Here is a 15,065-nt window from a genome sequence, read left to right on the forward strand (position 1 = left end):
CGGGTGGAACCCCGGCTCGCCAGAATGGAAGAACTATGGCTGTAGACGCAGGATTCTGGCCTTCCGAACGCAGCGAAATGGGCTGGCAGATCCGCCGGCACGACTGGAGCACAACGGCGCTGGGCCCGGTCGAGCAATGGCCGACCGTTCTGCGCGTACTGCTCGACACCGTGCTCGAGGCGCCGCTGCCAATGTGCATCCTGTGGGGCGAAGCCAGCCTGCAGCTGTATAACGATGCGCATGCCGCTGCCATCGGCGACCACCATCCGGGCGCGCTCGGGGCGCCAGTCGCGAGATCCTGGGGCGACAACTGGCCGGGGCTGCATCATGTGAGCCCGCTCGCTGAACGCACCCGGACCTGCACACTGCGCAACTATCACCCTGTCGACAGCAGCCCGTCGCCAAGCAATGTCGGCTTCGATATCGCCATCAGCCCCATCCGGGATGGCCAACAGATCGTTGGCCAGCTGCTCTGCCTTAGGCCCAGCGAAGAGGAGGCCCTGCGCCGCCGCAACGCTGAAATCAAGATAATCAACGATGCCTTGCCGGTGCTTATCGGCTACGTTGATCGAGACGAGCGCTTTCGTTTCAACAACAGCCATTACGAAAGCTGGTATGGCTTGAGCCCCGAGTCGCTATACGGCAAGAGCGTTCGCGAGGTCCTCGGTGAAGAGGCCTATGCCCTTCGCGAGGCGCACATCAAGGCGGCGCTGGCCGGCCAGGAACTGAGCTTCGAAGCCTACAGCACACACCGCGACGGCAAACCGCGCCAAACCCAGGTCCAGTACCTGCCGCGCCGCGACGACCACGGTGAGGTACAGGGCTTTTTCGTGCTGGCTCAGGACGTCACCGAGCGCTGGGAAGCGGAACAGGCGTTGCGTGAGCTCAACGAGACGCTGGAAAGCCGGGTCCAGGAGCGCACCGAGGCGCTGGCGGAAGTCTACGAGCGCCTGCTCAAGGAAATGGCCAGTCGTGAGCAGGCTCAGGAAGCGCTGCGTCAGGCGCAGAAGATGGAAGCGGTGGGCCAGCTCACCGGCGGCATCGCTCACGACTTCAACAACATGCTCACCGGCATCATCGGTGGGCTGGACCTCATACAGCGCTACAACCAGACCGGCCGACACGCCGAAACCCAGCGTTTCATCGATGCAGCAGTCACCTCGGCCAACCGCGCGGCGGCGCTCACCCACCGGCTGCTGGCCTTTGCCCGTCGCCAGCCGTTGAATCTCAAGCGGGTCGACATCAATGCGCTGGTCGAGTCGATGCACGACCTGATGGTGCGCACGCTGGGCAGCCATATTCTGGTCGACGCTCAGCTGCAGCCGGATCTGTGGCCAGCGCACAGCGACGACAACCAACTGGAAAGCGCACTGCTCAACCTGGTCATCAACGCCCGCGACGCCATGCCCGACGGCGGTAGCCTGTATATCGCCACGGCCAACGTGGTGCTGCAGCAGTCCGGTGAGATCGGCGACCTGGCCCCCGGACGCTACGTCAGCCTCAGCGTGATCGACAGTGGCTGTGGTATGACGCCCAAGGTCCTGGCGTCTGCGTTCGAGCCATTCTTCACCACCAAACCCATCGGCCAGGGCACCGGGCTCGGCCTTTCGATGATCTACGGCTTCGCCCGACAGGCTGGCGGCCATGTGCAGATCCGCAGCGAGCCGAGCGAAGGTACCGAGGTCACCCTCTACCTGCCGGCACACTGCGATCTTCAAGCTCAAGCCGTTCCTGACGCCCCTGCCGAGCAGGTGCCAAAAGCGCTGCAGGGCGAACGGGTGCTGGTGGTCGAGGACGACGCCGCGGTGCGCATGCTGGTCATGGACGTACTGGACATGCTCGGCTACCGCGCCCTGGAAGCGGCCGAGGCCAACGCGGCGGTGGCCATTCTGGTAAGCGGTGAACCGCTGGACCTGCTCATTTCCGATGTAGGCCTGCCCGGTATGAACGGCCGTCAGCTGGCCGACATCGCGCGCCAGCTGCGGCCCAGCCTGCGCGTCCTGTTCATGACCGGCTACGCCGAACAGGCGGCCAGCAGCGGCTTTCTCGACAGGGGCATGGACATGATCAGCAAACCCTTCACCATCGACCTGCTGGCCACGCGAATCCGCGCCATGCTGGCCCAGGATCTCAAGTAAGGCCGTGCCGGTATTAGGGTGTCACAAACGTCTGGGGTGCCGTTTGCATGCAAACGGCGGACAACCCGAAGGTTAGCGGGGATGCGCGCCCTCGCCTGTAACGGCCGGGCTGTAAACCCGCGGCGCGCTGTGGTGCGGCAGATGGATCAGGTTGAGCCGGTGCTGGCGCGCCCAGCGCACGCAGAGGTCGGTCGGGGCTGAAAGGCTGACCAGCGTCGACAACCCCGCACGCACGGCCTTGTGAATCAGCTCCAGGCTGCAGCGACTGGTGACAACGGCGAAGCCACTGCGGCCATCACGGCCTTCGCGGCGCAGCGCGCCGATCAGCTTGTCCAACGCGTTGTGCCGGCCGATGTCCTCACGGCACAGCACGATCTCACCGTGCTCATCGACGAACAGCGCCGCGTGCAATGCCCCGCTCTGCCGCGCCAGGCGCTGCGCGTCGTTGATCCGCGCACGCAGCTCGTGCAGGTGCGCAGCCGGGGGCAATGGGCTGGACGCCAGCGGCGTCAATTGCGGCAGCGCCTGGTCAATCGCCTCCACACCGCACAGGCCGCAACCGCTGGTACCGGCCAGGTTGCGGCGCTGTTGCTTGAGTGCCCAGAACGCTCGATTGCCGATCTCGACGTCGGCACTGAACGCCTCGCCGCGACGGCTGAGCTGGATGTCGTAGATCTCGTCAATGCTAGCGACCAGCTCGCCGCTCAGGCTGAAGCCGACGACAAAGTCCTCCAGCGCGCTGGGCGAGACCATCATCACCGCGTGGCTGATGCCGTTGTAGGCGATGGCCAGCGCGCACTCCTCCGCCAGCACCGCGTCGCCCGTATGGGCAGCCTCGTCCAGTTCAACGTAGGTGAACGCCTCCGGCGATGCGCTGGCGACGGGTGAGTCGACGTCGCTGAGGGGGGCATTACGGGACATGTTGGCGAAATCCTGGCGGCGAGGCGGTAAGGATATTCGACTCAGGCAGGTACTTGCGGTTCGATCTGCTCACGCAGCTCGCGCAGCACGTCCAGCACGAAGGGACTCAATCCTTCCCCAGCCGTGGCATCCACATGCGCATAGAGCGCCGTGCGCATCTGCGGGTCCCACTGGCGCCTGAGGTGCTGGGCGAATTCGCTACGCGCCTGGGCGGGGTCGGGCTGGGAGACGAAGAAGGCGCCGATCTGGTTGGCCATCTTGATCAGTTGCGTGGCATTCATGCCCATCGGCACACCTCGATGCGTGATAGAGAAACGGGAGCGCCGGCGAGCCGCAGGGGCTCGCCGGTGGGTTTCACAGCTGGGTGACTTCGATCCGTGGCAGGAACTCGACCTGCTTTTTCGTGAAGGCCTCGAAATCCTGCTGCCACTGCGAAGGGTTTTCGACCTTGTGCACCTGAACCGCGGTGACCTTGTACTCCGGACAGTTGGTCGCCCAGTCGGAATTGTCGGTGGTGATCACGTTGGCGCCGGATTCGGGGTGGTGGAAGGTGGTGTACACCACCCCCGGCTGCATGCGCTCGGTGACCTTGGCGCGCATCACGGTCTCGCCGGCACGGCTGTTGATACCGACCCAGTCGCCGTCGCTGATGCCGCGATCCTCCGCATCCACCGGGTGCAGCTCGAGTATGTCCTCGGCGTGCCAGGCTTTGTTCGCGGTACGCCGGGTCTGCGCGCCGACGTTGTACTGCGAGAGGATACGACCGGTGGTGAGGACCAGCGGGCGCTTGCGCGAGGTGCGCTCCTCGGTGGGAATGAACTCGGTGACCATGAAGCGGCCTTTGCCGCGCACGAAGGCGTCCTCGTGCATGATCGGCGTGCCATTTGGCGCCTCGTCGTTGCACGGCCACTGGATACTGCCCATACGTTCGAGCTTGGCATAGCTGACGCCGGTGAAGGTCGGGGTCAGACGGGCGATTTCATCCATGATCTGCGACGGATGGGTGTAGTTCATCGGGTAGCCGAGGGCGTTGGACAGCGCCACCGTCACCTCCCAGTCTTCCTTGCCGGCCAGCGCCGGCATCACCTTGCGCACAGGCGAGATGCGACGCTCGGCGTTGGTAAAGGTGCCGTTCTTCTCAAGGAAGGACGCACCGGGCAGGAAGACGTGGGCGAACTTGGCGGTTTCGTTGAGGAACAGGTCCTGCACCACCACGCATTCCATGGCCTTGAGCGCATCGGTGACATGCTGCGTGTCGGGGTCGGACTGCGCCGGGTCTTCGCCCTGGATGTACAGCCCCTTGAAGGTGCCGGCGTGGGCCGCGGCCAGCATGTTGGGGATGCGCAGACCCGGCTCGTCGAGCAGCTGGACGCCCCAGGCGGCCTCGAACTGTGGTCGCACCACCGGATCGGAGACGTGGCGGTAGCCTGGCAACTCGTGGGGGAAGGAACCCATGTCGCATGAGCCTTGCACGTTGTTCTGCCCGCGCAGCGGGTTCACCCCGACCCCCGGCCGACCGATGTTGCCGGTGGCCATGGCCAGGTTGGCGATCGCCATGACGGTGGACGAGCCCTGGCTGTGCTCGGTGACGCCCAGTCCGTAGTAGATCGCGGCGTTGCCGCCAGTGGCATACAGGCGTGCGGCAGCGCGTACCGAAGCAGCCGGAACGCCGGTCAGTGCTTCCATGGCCTCGGGACTGTTGCGCGATTCGCTGACAAAGGCGCGCCATTGCTCGAAGGCCTCGGCCTCGCAGCGCTCGGAGACGAACGCCTCGTCCACCAGCCCCTCGGTGACGACGACATGTCCGAGGCTGTTGAGCAGGGCGACGTTGCTGCCCGGGCGCAACTGCAGATGATGTTCGGCCTTGATGTGCGGGCTGCGCACCAGGTCGATACCGCGCGGATCGGCGACGATCAACCGGGCCCCCTCACGCAGCCGACGCTTGAGCTGCGAGCCGAACACCGGGTGACCGTCGGTAGGGTTGGCGCCGATCACCAGCACCACGTCGGCGGCCAGCACCGAATCGAAGTCCTGGGTGCCGGCGGACTCGCCGAGGGTGACCTTGAGGCCGTAACCGGTCGGCGAATGGCAGACCCGTGCGCAGGTGTCGACGTTGTTGTTGCCAAAGGCGGCGCGCACCAGCTTCTGCACCAGATAGGTTTCCTCGTTGGTGCAACGTGAGGAGGTCAGACCGCCGACCGAATCGCGGCCGAACTGCGCCTGGATTTCCCTGAAGCGCTTGGCGGCATAGCCGATCGCCTCGTCCCAGCTCACCGAGCGCCAAGGCTCATCGATACTGTCGCGGATCATCGGCGTCTTGATGCGGTCCGGGTGGGTGGCGTAACCCCAGGCGAAGCGGCCCTTGACGCAGGCATGGCCGTGGTTGGCGTGGCCATTCTTGTTCGGGACCATGCGCACCACTTCGTTGCCCTTCACCTCGGCGTTGAACGAGCAGCCCACGCCGCAGTAGGCGCAGGTGGTGGTGACACTGCGTTCGGCCTGGCCCATCTCGATCAGCGACTTCTCGGTCAGGGTCGCGGTCGGGCAGGCATTGACACAGGCGCCACAGGATACGCACTCGGAGTCGATGAAGCTCTCGTCCTGGCTGGCGGCCACGCGTGAATCGAAGCCCCGGCCGTCGATGGTCAGGGCGAAGGTACCCTGCACTTCTTCACAGGCTCGCACGCACCGGTTGCAGACGATGCACTTGGCCGGGTCGTAGGTGAAATAGGGGTTGGATTCGTCCTTGGCCTCGGCCAGGTGAGTCTTCACCGGGTCGTAGCGCACCTCACGCAGGCCAACCACGCCGGCCATGTCCTGCAGTTCGCAATTACCGTTGGCCGAGCAGGTCAAGCAGTCCAGCGGGTGGTCGGAGATGTACAGTTCCATGGTGCCGCGACGCAGTTCGGCGAGCTTGGGGCTCTGCGTGCGCACTTTCATGCCCGGCTCCACCGGGGTGGTGCAGGACGCCGGATAACCACGGCGCCCCTCAATTTCCACGGTACACAGGCGGCAGGAACCGAACGGCTCCAGGCTGTCGCTGGCGCAAAGCTTGGGCACGGCGATGCCGGCCTCTTGTGCGGCGCGCATGACCGAGGTGCCAGCCGGCACGGTGATCGCGGTGCCGTCGATGTCCACCGTAACCGGGGCGCCGGTGCGGGCGGGAGTGCCATAGTCGAGTTCACGATACAGGGCCATGTCTATGCCTCCGGATCAGCGGGCTTCGGCGGTGTCTGGCGACACCCCGAAGTCCTCGGGAAAGTGGTTGATGGCGCTCATCACCGGATAGGGTGTCATCCCGCCGAGGGCGCACAGAGAGGCGCCGAGCATGGTGTCGCAAAGGCTTTTGAGCAGTTCGATACGGCCCGGCTGCGGCCCTTCGGAACGAGCGACAATGATCTGGTCAAGCAGCTCCTCGCCACGGGTCGAACCGATCCGGCAGGGCGTGCACTTGCCGCAGGATTCCACCGCGCAGAACTCCATGGCGTAGCGCGCCATCTCGGCCAGATCGACGGTATCGTCGAACACCACGATGCCGCCGTGACCGAGCACCGCGCCAAGGGCGGCAAAGGCCTCGTAGTCCAGCGGCGTATCGAACTGCGATTCGGGCAGATAGGCACCCAGCGGGCCACCGACCTGCACGGCACGGATGGGCCGACCGCTGGCCGAGCCTCCACCATATTCATAGAGCAGCTCGCGCAGGGTAATACCGAAGGCCTTCTCGATCAGGCCACCACGGGCGATGTTGCCGGTCAGCTGAATCGGCAGGGTGCCGAGCGAGCGACCCATGCCGAAATCCTTGTAATAGGTACCACCCTTGTCGAGGATGATCGGCACCGAGGCCAGGGAGATGACGTTGTTGATCACCGTCGGCATGCCGAACAGCCCTTCGATGGCAGGCAGCGGCGGCTTCGGCCGTACGGTGCCACGCTTGCCTTCGATGCTCTCCAGCAGCGCGGTTTCCTCGCCACAGATGTAGGCGCCCGCGCCGCGGCGCAGTTCCAGATGGAAGGCCTTGCCACTGCCGAGCACGTCATCGCCCAGGTAACCGGCGGCGTTGGCGCGGGCGATGGTCTCGAGCAGCACGGCCTCGGCGTGCGGGTATTCCGAGCGCAGGTAGATGTAGCCCCTGGTGGCGCCGACGGCGAGACCCGCGATGGTCATGCCCTCGATGAGCACATAGGGGTCGTCTTCCATCACCATGCGGTCGGAGAAGGTGCCCGAGTCGCCTTCGTCGGCGTTGCAGACGATGTATTTCTGCGCCGCCTCGCAGCCGAGCACGGTGCGCCATTTGATACCGGTCGGAAACGCCGCACCGCCGCGGCCGCGTAGGCCGGATTCGGTGACTTCCGCAACGATGGCCTCGGGCGTCATGCCCAAGGCGCGCTTGAGCCCACGATAACCATCGTGGGCGATGTAGTCTTCCAGCGACAACGGGTCGGTAATGCCGGCGCGGGCAAAGGTGAGGCGCTCCTGGCGCTTGAGGTACTCGATCTCCTCGGTCAGCCCTTGGCCCAGAGGATGCTCGCCGCCGGTCAGAAAGTCGGCATCGAACAGCCCGGCAACGTCTCTGGCCTTGACCGGACCGTAAGCCATACGGCCAGCGGCAGTGGCGACCTCGACCAATGGCTCGAGCCAGAACAGCCCGCGCGAGCCGTTGCGCACCAGCTTCACGTCGATGCCGCGGGCAGCGGCCTCGTCGCTGATCGCCCGGGCTACCTTGTCGGCGCCCAGGCTGAGCGCCGTGACGTCACGCGGGACATAAACGGTGATGGATTCGTTCATGCAAGCGCCTCCTGTTCAGCCAGCAGCGCCAGCAGTTCTTCGGCATCCACGCGGCCGTGCACCTCCCCGTTGAGCATGGCATTCGGCGCACAGGCGCAGTTGCCCAGGCAGTACACCGGTTCGAAAGACAGGCTACCGTCTTCGTGGGTCTCACCGAGCGCCAGGCCCAGCTTTTCCTCGAGTTCGGCAGTCAATGCCTTGACCCCCATGGACCGGCAGGCCTCGGCCTGGCACAACTTGAGCACCTGGCGGCCCGGCGGCGTGGCACGAAAGTCATGGTAGAAGCTGACCACGCCGTGCACCTCGGCGCGTGACAGGCTGAGGTCCTCGGCGATCATCGGCAACAGCTCCGGCGGTACCGCACCGAGACGGTCCTGGATGTCGTGGAGGACTGGCAACAGCGCGCCTGGTCGATCGCGGTGGGCGGCCAGCACCTCGCGGGCGACGGCCTGGCACTGCTCGGGAGCGAAGCGCTGGGGAAGAGTGGCCATGTTCTATGCTCCAGCCGGCGGCTATACCGGTACTGTCGGGAGACAAGCGCCGCACATCACGGCTGATGGGCGCTTATCCCAGGCGATACCCAGAGGGGTCGCCACATATGAATTGAAGTTCTTATACTTGGCCGCAAAGCGCCCATGTGCGGCACACTAGCACGGGCATAAAGCCGAACAAATATGAAGCAGTGAGCATATGATCCGTATCGAAATTCAGCCCCGCTGGCGGTTTCACCAGCGCGACGGCAGCAGCCTCGACCCCCAGGGCCTGGAGCTGCTTCAAGCGGTGCACGACACCGGCAAGCTGACCGAGGCCGCCGCCCGCGTCGGCTACTCCTACCGTCATGCCTGGAACCTGCTGGGCAAGTGGCAGGCCTTTTTCGGCAGCCCGCTGATCGACCTGGAGCGCGGCAAGGGCGCCCGCCTGGCGCCCCTGGGGGAGAAACTGTTGTGGGCCGACCAGCGTATACGCGCGCGGTTGTCTCCGCAGCTGGACAACCTGGCTGGTGAGCTGGAACTGGAGCTGAACCGGGTGCTACAGGCCAGCAACCCAGGCTTGCGCATCCACGCCAGCCACGGTTTCGCCGTGGCGGCGTTGCGTGAGTGGTTGGAACGCGACCCGAGCTGGCAGTGGGACGTGCAGTTTCGCAGCGGCAGCGAAGCCATGATCGCGCTGCATCGCAACGACTGCGACGTCGCCGGCCTCCACGTGCCGGCCGGGCCGCTCGGCACCCTGAGCATCAACCGCATCCAGCCCTGGCTACGCCCCGACCAGCGGGTGATCACCTTTGTCGTGCGCACCCAGGGCTTGATGCTGGCGCCCGGCAATCCGCTCGGCATCGAGGGGTTGGCTGACCTGACCCGTGGCGAGCCGCGCTTCGTCAACCGTGAACCTGGCTCGGGAACGCGCCTGTTGTTCGAGGACCTGATGCGTCGCGACGGACTACACACCACCACGATCAAGGGCTTTCACAACGAGGAGTTCACCCATGCCGCCGTGGCTGCCTACGTGGCCAGCGGCATGGCCGACGTCGGCTTTGGCGTCGAAGCGGCAGCACGCCAGTTCGGCCTGACCTTCCTGCCACTGGCCCGCGAGCACTACTGCCTACTGTGCCGCGAGGACAGCCTCGAACTACCGGCCATGGCCGCGCTGCTGCGGGTTTTGCAGAACCCGGAATTTCAGGCACGCATTGGTCAACTGCCCGGTTATGCCCTGAGCCGGCCCGGCGAAGTGCTGCCGTTGTCCCAGGCGCTGGAACAATGGAGCCGCGAGCCTCTCCTTTGAGGGGCCTCTCCTGCGGCCACGAAACCGTGAGCCAAGTCTCAACGTCTGTGCGCCATCAAGCGAAACGGGAACCCGGAGTGAGCTTGTTGGGTCTATGGCGCGATTTCCGCCGCACGGCGGTTCTGCTACCGAGGTGTCCATGAAATATATGCAGTTGCTCCTCCTTTCCCTGGGCCTGACCACTGGCGGTGTCGCCATGGCGAGCAATACCGAAGCGGCCGTCGGCGGCGCTCTCGGCGGGGTATTGGGTACGGTGGTGGGTGAACATCTGGGTGGCTCCACCGGCGCGACCATCGGCGCCGGTGTCGGCGGCGCTGCGGGCGGCATGGTCGGCGCCGACAAGCGCAGCCGCACCGAAGCAGCCATCGGTGGTGGCCTTGGCGCAGCGGGCGGTAACGTGATCGGCCAGCGCGTCGGTGGCAGTACCGGTGGCCTGATTGGCGCAGCCGTGGGTGGCGGCGCGGGCGGCGCGATCGGCAGTGCTTATGGCAACGATGACGACTATCGCAATGACCGCCGCTACCGTGACGACCGCCGCTACTACGGCCACCCGGGCAAAGCCAAGGGACACTGGAAGCACAAACACAAGCATCACCACTGAGTCAGCCGCTCAGTAGCGCGGCGCATCCCAGAAACACCACTCACAGTGAACGGCCGAAAAAGCTCGGCCGTTCGGCTGTCTAACCGCAGGGCTGAGGTTTATTCAGCCGCCATCACCAGCGATTCCAACGCCTGGCGCAAACCACTCGGGATAGGTGTCGGACGGTTGCTGGCGCGGTCCACGAACACATGCACGAAGCGCCCCGCCGCACAGGCCTGCGCTTCGCCTGCCTTGAAAATCGCCAGTTCGTATTGCACCGAGCTGTTGCCCAGCTTGCCCACCCGCAGCCCGACTTCCAGCACGTCGGGAAACGCGATGGAAGCGAAGTAATCGCATGAAGAACTGACAACGAAGCCCACTACCTGGCCTTCGTGAATATCCAGCCCGCCGCGCTCGATCAGATAGGCATTCACTGCACTGTCGAAATAGCTGTAATACACGACGTTGTTCACGTGGCCGTAAATGTCGTTGTCATGCCAGCGTGTGGTGATGGGTTGGAAATGCCGGTACTCGGCGCGCAGGTGCTGCGGTTGTTCGGCCATTCGAGAATCCTTGTCTAGCAACCCGGCACACCGCGAGCGAAGCGGTGCGCCATCGAAGTCAATACGCGGCGCGGTAGATGGCCAAGGCATCGGCCTCGGTCACTTCGCGGGGATTGTTGACCAACAGGCGCTGCTGGAGCATCGCCTCTTTCGCCAGTTGCGGCAGCATCTCTTCCGGCACGCCCGCATCGCGCAGGCGGGTCGGCAGGCCGACTCGGGCGCTCATCTGCTCGAACTCCTCGATCAGCTGTTCGGCATAGGTCGACGGATCATCCGCGCGCAATCGATCACCCAGGATGATCGGCGCCAGTTCGCCGTAATGGGTGGTCGCCGCGCTGACGTTGAAGCGCAGCACCTGCGGCAGTACCAGCGCGTTGGATAGACCGTGCGGAATGTGGAAGTTGCCACCCAGCGGATAGGCCAGCGCATGCACCGCCGCCACTGGCGCGTTGGCAAAGGCCTGGCCGGCCAGGCAAGCACCAAGCAACATCGCCTGGCGCGCCTCACGGTTGCTGCCATTGTGTACGGCTTCGTCGAGGTTGGCCGCCAGCAGGCGCAGGGCTTCGCGGGCCAGCAGGTCAGACATGGGGTTTTTCTTCAGCGCGCTGGTATAGGCCTCGATGGCATGCACCATGGCGTCGATGCCGGTGGCGGCGGTCACCGCCGGTGGCAAGCCGAGTGTGAGGTCGGCGTCGAGTAGCGCCAGGTCCGGCAGCAACAGGGGTGAGACCACGCCCATCTTGGTCGTCTCGCCGGTGGTGATGATGGCGATCTGGGTGACCTCTGAGCCGGTGCCGGCGGTGGTCGGCACCTGAATCAACGGCAGCCGCTTGCCCTTGGCGTTACCGACCCCGTAGATATCCTGCAGGGTTTGGGTATTGTCCGGGTGTGCCAAGAGGGCCACCAGCTTGGCGACGTCCATAGAGCTGCCGCCACCAAAGCCGATCACCAGATCAGCGCCCGTTGACCGGGCCTGCTCGACGGCGGCCAATACGATGGCTTCCGGTGGATCAGCGACGACCTGATCGTAGACCGCGACCTTCAGCCCTGCCGTCTCGAACCCCTGCAGCACCTCGTTGAGCAGGCCGAAACGGGTGATGCCCGGATCGGTCACGACCAGAACGGAATGCGTCTCGCGCTCTTTGCAGAGGCTGGCCAAGCGGCGCGATGACCCGGGTTCGCAGATCAATTGGGCGGTTGTGGCAAAGCTGAACGGATGCATCGGTGCCTCCTGTGATCGATTAGCTCAAAACGCGAAGTCGCTTTCTGGCAGCGCCATCAGGCAATCAGCGCCGCCCTGGATTGCCTCACGATGCGCGCTCGCCCGCGGCAGTACGCGGCGCAGGTAGAAGTCCGCGCTGGCCAGCTTGGCCTGGTAAAACGCCTCCTCTCCTGCCCCTTGCTCCAGCGCATCCTGCGCGCGAGCAGCAGCTTGTAGCCAGAGCCCGGCCAACAACACATAAGCCGAGTACTGCAGGAAATCCACCGACACCGCGCCGATTTCCTGCGGGTCACGGCCGGTCGCGGCGATGATTTCGGCGCTCAGCTCGCGCCATTCGCCGATCCGCGCCTGCACCTTGCCCGCCATCTTATGCAGCGCCGGCCGGTCGATCTGCTGATCACAGATTTCACTGAACTCCGCCTGCAATGCCGACAGCTCCGAGCCGCCATCGCCGAGCAACTTGCGGCGGATGTAGTCCAGCGCCTGGATGCCGTTGGTGCCTTCGTACAGCTGGGTGATGCGGCTGTCGCGCATCAGCTGCTCCATGCCCCATTCACGGATATAACCGTGACCGCCGTAGACCTGCACGCCGAGGCTTGCGACCTCCTGGCCCATGTCGGTGAAGAAGGCTTTGACGATTGGGATCAACAGCGCCGCACGCTTGCTCGCCGCCTTGCGAGCGGCGGCATCTGGATGGCCGTGTTCGAGGTCCAGCTGCCGGGCGCAGTAGGCGGCCAGCATGCGGCTACCCTCGACCAGCGTCTTCTGTGTCAACAGCATGCGCCGTACGTCCGGGTGGACGATGATCGGGTCAGCTGCTTTATCTGGATGCTGAACACCGGCCAGACCGCGCGACTGCAAGCGTTCACGGGCGTAGGCCAGCGAGCCCTGGTAGGCCTGTTCAGCGATGCCGAGTCCCTGCAAGCCGACCTGAAAGCGCGCATCGTTCATCATGGTGAACATGCAGGCCAGGCCCTGATTGGGCTCACCGACGACCCAGCCAGTGGCGCCGTCGAAGTTCATCACGCAGGTCGCCGCGCCCTTGATGCCCATCTTGTGTTCGATGGCGCCGCAGCTCAGCGCGTTGCGCTCGCCCGGGGTGCCATCAGCCTTGGCGATGTACTTGGGTACCAGCAAGAGGCTGATGCCCTTCACCCCAGCCGGGGCATCCGGCAGGCGCGCCAACACCAGATGCACGATGTTCTCGCTCATGTCGTGCTCGCCACCGGAGATGAAAATCTTGCTGCCGCTGACCTGGTAGCTGCCGTCCGCCTGGGGCTCGGCCTTGGTGCGCAGCAGGGCGAGGTCGGTGCCGGCCTGCGGTTCGGTCAGGCACATGGTGCCGCTCCAGCTGCCGCTCACCAGCTTCTCCAGATAGGCCTTCTTCAGCGCGTCGCTGCCGTGCTTGTACAGCGCCAGCACCGCGCCTTCGGTCAGGCCCGAGTAGATGCGGAAGGACAGCGAGGCGCCCATCAGCATCTCGTGGAAGTTACAGGCCACCAGCTGCGGGAAGCCCTGACCGCCGTACTCGGTTGGCCCGGTCATGCTCGCCCAGCCGTTGTCGACGTACTGCTTGTAGGCCTCGACGAAGCCCTGCGGCGTGCGCACCTCGCCGTTTTCCAGGGTCACGCCCTCTTCGTCACTGTTGCGATTGAGCGGTGCGATTTCGCCGCCGGTGTAGCGCGCGGCTTCTTCCAGCACACCGTCGATCAGCTCGGGGTCCAGACCGTTGCCGAGCAGCTCGCAATGAGCGCTGGCGTCGAACAGTTCGTGCAGCACGAAGCGCATGTCACGCAGGGGGGCTTTGTATTCCATGCTCACGCTTCCTTTTTGTAGTCAGCGAAGCGACTGCCGAGCGCGGCCAGGCTGTCGATCAGCTCTGCAGGCTTCCAGTGCTCGCCGTGGCGCTCGGCCAAGGCATTCAAACGGTCACGAATGGCCGGCAGGCCCTGGCTGTCGGCCCAGGTCATCGGCCCGCCGACTTCAGCCGGGAAGCCATAGCCGTAGAGGTAAACAGTGTCGATATCTGCACTGGACTCGGCCATGCCTTCTTCGAGAATCTTCGCGCCTTCGTTGACCAGCGCCAGCAGGCAGCGCTCGAGGATTTCTTCGCTGCCAATCTCGCGGCGCCCATAACCGAGGCGCTCGGACTCGCGCTGCACGAGCGCGTCCACTTCCGGGTCGTGTTCGGCCTGGCGGCTGCCCTCGGCATAGCGGTAGTAGCCCATGCGCGATTTCTGGCCGAAGCGGCCGAGCTCGCAGAGGCGGTTGTCCACCTGCACCTCAGGCTCATCCTGGCCCTTGCCGGCCAATTCGCGCGAACGCCATTCCAGGTCGATGCCGACTACGTCGTACATGCGGAACGGCCCCATGGCGAAGCCGAAGCCCTGCAGCGCAGCGTCAACCTGGTGCGGGTAGGCACCTTCGAGCAGCATCATTCGCGCCTCGCGCACATAAGTGGCGAGCATGCGGTTGCCAATGAAGCCCTGGCAGTTGCCGGCGATCACGCTGACCTTGCCCATGCGCTTGCCCAGTTCGGTGGAGGCCTCGAGCACCGCTTTGGAGGTCTTCGCCCCACGAACGATTTCCAGCAGCTTCATGATGTGTGCAGGACTGAAGAAGTGCAGGCCCACGACCTGCTCGGGTCGCCCGGTGACGGCGGCAATGGCGTCGATGTCGAGTGCCGAGGTATTGCTGGCGAGAATGCCGGTGGGCTTAACGATGCCGTCCAGTTCGCGGAAGATGGACTGCTTTAGCTCGAGGTTCTCATAAACGGCTTCGATTACCAGATCGACATTGGCTAACGCCTGATAATCCGCCGCCTTGCTGATGCAGGTGCGGCGTGCCGCCGCTTGAGCCTCGTCGATACGGCCCTGGCGGACGTTGTGCGCGTAGGTGTCGGCCACGACGCCCAACGCCTGGTCGAGCATCTCGGGATTGTTGTCCAGCCATAGCACCTGCACACCGGCGTTGGCCAGGCTCATGACGATACCGCGGCCCATGGTGCCCGCGCCGATCACGGCGGCGGTCTGGATATCGAAACCGGTTTGGCTCATAGCAGCTGTCCTCATCGCAAG

The 15,065-nt window shown here is 64.9% G+C and carries 12 protein-coding genes; 3 read left to right on the forward strand and 9 right to left on the reverse strand.

The features are described 5' to 3' along the window. The first annotated feature begins 35 nt into the window (after nucleotides 1–35). Nucleotides 36–2,138 (forward strand): PAS domain-containing sensor histidine kinase, encoded by a 2,103-nt coding sequence (locus tag AAGW23_RS02405; RefSeq protein WP_342404755.1) that lies wholly within the window; start codon nucleotides 36–38, stop codon nucleotides 2,136–2,138. A 72-nt stretch (nucleotides 2,139–2,210) separates the two neighbouring features. Here AAGW23_RS02405 and fdhD read toward each other — a convergent pair whose 3' ends face one another. The 5 genes from fdhD to AAGW23_RS02430 form a co-directional block, all read right to left on the reverse strand. Continuing rightward, nucleotides 2,211–3,059, reverse strand: coding sequence for a formate dehydrogenase accessory sulfurtransferase FdhD (gene fdhD / locus AAGW23_RS02410; RefSeq protein ID WP_342404756.1), 849 nt, complete (start codon nucleotides 3,057–3,059; stop codon nucleotides 2,211–2,213). Nucleotides 3,060–3,100: 41 nt separating this feature from the next. Beyond that, nucleotides 3,101–3,340: a formate dehydrogenase subunit delta gene (locus AAGW23_RS02415; protein WP_342404757.1), complete on the reverse strand. Its 240-nt coding sequence runs from the start codon at nucleotides 3,338–3,340 to the stop codon at nucleotides 3,101–3,103. A 73-nt stretch (nucleotides 3,341–3,413) separates the two neighbouring features. Then, complete coding sequence (fdhF, locus tag AAGW23_RS02420) at nucleotides 3,414–6,257, reverse strand: formate dehydrogenase subunit alpha (protein ID WP_342404758.1); 2,844 nt, start codon at nucleotides 6,255–6,257, stop codon at nucleotides 3,414–3,416. 15 nt (nucleotides 6,258–6,272) lie between these two features. Beyond that, the gene (locus tag AAGW23_RS02425) at nucleotides 6,273–7,844 is read right to left on the reverse strand and encodes an NADH-quinone oxidoreductase subunit NuoF (RefSeq protein WP_342404759.1); all 1,572 of its coding nucleotides are present in this window, start codon (nucleotides 7,842–7,844) and stop codon (nucleotides 6,273–6,275) included. After that, a complete protein-coding gene (locus AAGW23_RS02430) occupies nucleotides 7,841–8,335 on the reverse strand; it encodes a formate dehydrogenase subunit gamma (protein ID WP_342404761.1) in 495 nt (164 codons plus the stop codon). Before AAGW23_RS02430 ends, AAGW23_RS02425 begins: the two co-directional genes overlap by 4 nt. A gap of 199 nt (nucleotides 8,336–8,534) precedes the next feature. Between AAGW23_RS02430 and AAGW23_RS02435 the strand changes: the two genes are divergently transcribed. Then, on the forward strand, nucleotides 8,535–9,623 hold the full coding sequence (locus AAGW23_RS02435) for a substrate-binding domain-containing protein (protein ID WP_342404762.1): 1,089 nt from the start codon (nucleotides 8,535–8,537) through the stop codon (nucleotides 9,621–9,623). A 139-nt stretch (nucleotides 9,624–9,762) separates the two neighbouring features. After that, nucleotides 9,763–10,224: a YMGG-like glycine zipper-containing protein gene (locus tag AAGW23_RS02440; RefSeq protein WP_342404763.1), complete on the forward strand. Its 462-nt coding sequence runs from the start codon at nucleotides 9,763–9,765 to the stop codon at nucleotides 10,222–10,224. Between the two features lie 98 nt (nucleotides 10,225–10,322). Here AAGW23_RS02440 and AAGW23_RS02445 read toward each other — a convergent pair whose 3' ends face one another. From AAGW23_RS02445 to AAGW23_RS02460, 4 genes are read right to left on the reverse strand one after another with little or no spacing between them, the layout of a single operon-like run. Beyond that, nucleotides 10,323–10,766 (reverse strand): thioesterase family protein, encoded by a 444-nt coding sequence (locus AAGW23_RS02445; RefSeq protein WP_342404764.1) that lies wholly within the window; start codon nucleotides 10,764–10,766, stop codon nucleotides 10,323–10,325. 58 nt (nucleotides 10,767–10,824) lie between these two features. Beyond that, the gene (locus AAGW23_RS02450) at nucleotides 10,825–11,988 is read right to left on the reverse strand and encodes an iron-containing alcohol dehydrogenase (RefSeq protein ID WP_342404765.1); all 1,164 of its coding nucleotides are present in this window, start codon (nucleotides 11,986–11,988) and stop codon (nucleotides 10,825–10,827) included. 24 nt (nucleotides 11,989–12,012) lie between these two features. Next, the gene (locus AAGW23_RS02455; RefSeq protein WP_342404766.1) at nucleotides 12,013–13,803 is read right to left on the reverse strand and encodes an acyl-CoA dehydrogenase C-terminal domain-containing protein; all 1,791 of its coding nucleotides are present in this window, start codon (nucleotides 13,801–13,803) and stop codon (nucleotides 12,013–12,015) included. A gap of 2 nt (nucleotides 13,804–13,805) precedes the next feature. Beyond that, on the reverse strand, nucleotides 13,806–15,044 hold the full coding sequence (locus tag AAGW23_RS02460; protein WP_342404767.1) for a 3-hydroxyacyl-CoA dehydrogenase: 1,239 nt from the start codon (nucleotides 15,042–15,044) through the stop codon (nucleotides 13,806–13,808). Between the last annotated feature and the right edge of the window lie 21 nt (nucleotides 15,045–15,065).

This window comes from Stutzerimonas chloritidismutans (assembly GCF_038562055.1).
Lineage (GTDB): Bacteria > Pseudomonadota > Gammaproteobacteria > Pseudomonadales > Pseudomonadaceae > Stutzerimonas > Stutzerimonas chloritidismutans_A.

Bases quoted from the DNA above. Each gene is read 5' to 3' on its own strand.
- AAGW23_RS02405 (WP_342404755.1), top strand. From the start codon at position 36: ATGGCTGTAGACGCAGGATTCTGGCCTTCCGAACGCAGCGAAATGGGC.
- fdhD (WP_342404756.1), bottom strand. From the start codon at position 3,059: ATGTCCCGTAATGCCCCCCTCAGCGACGTCGACTCACCCGTCGCCAGC.
- AAGW23_RS02415 (WP_342404757.1), bottom strand. From the start codon at position 3,340: ATGAATGCCACGCAACTGATCAAGATGGCCAACCAGATCGGCGCCTTC.
- fdhF (WP_342404758.1), bottom strand. From the start codon at position 6,257: ATGGCCCTGTATCGTGAACTCGACTATGGCACTCCCGCCCGCACCGGC.
- AAGW23_RS02425 (WP_342404759.1), bottom strand. From the start codon at position 7,844: ATGAACGAATCCATCACCGTTTATGTCCCGCGTGACGTCACGGCGCTC.
- AAGW23_RS02430 (WP_342404761.1), bottom strand. From the start codon at position 8,335: ATGGCCACTCTTCCCCAGCGCTTCGCTCCCGAGCAGTGCCAGGCCGTC.
- AAGW23_RS02435 (WP_342404762.1), top strand. From the start codon at position 8,535: ATGATCCGTATCGAAATTCAGCCCCGCTGGCGGTTTCACCAGCGCGAC.
- AAGW23_RS02440 (WP_342404763.1), top strand. From the start codon at position 9,763: ATGAAATATATGCAGTTGCTCCTCCTTTCCCTGGGCCTGACCACTGGC.
- AAGW23_RS02445 (WP_342404764.1), bottom strand. From the start codon at position 10,766: ATGGCCGAACAACCGCAGCACCTGCGCGCCGAGTACCGGCATTTCCAA.
- AAGW23_RS02450 (WP_342404765.1), bottom strand. From the start codon at position 11,988: ATGCATCCGTTCAGCTTTGCCACAACCGCCCAATTGATCTGCGAACCC.
- AAGW23_RS02455 (WP_342404766.1), bottom strand. From the start codon at position 13,803: ATGGAATACAAAGCCCCCCTGCGTGACATGCGCTTCGTGCTGCACGAA.
- AAGW23_RS02460 (WP_342404767.1), bottom strand. From the start codon at position 15,044: ATGAGCCAAACCGGTTTCGATATCCAGACCGCCGCCGTGATCGGCGCG.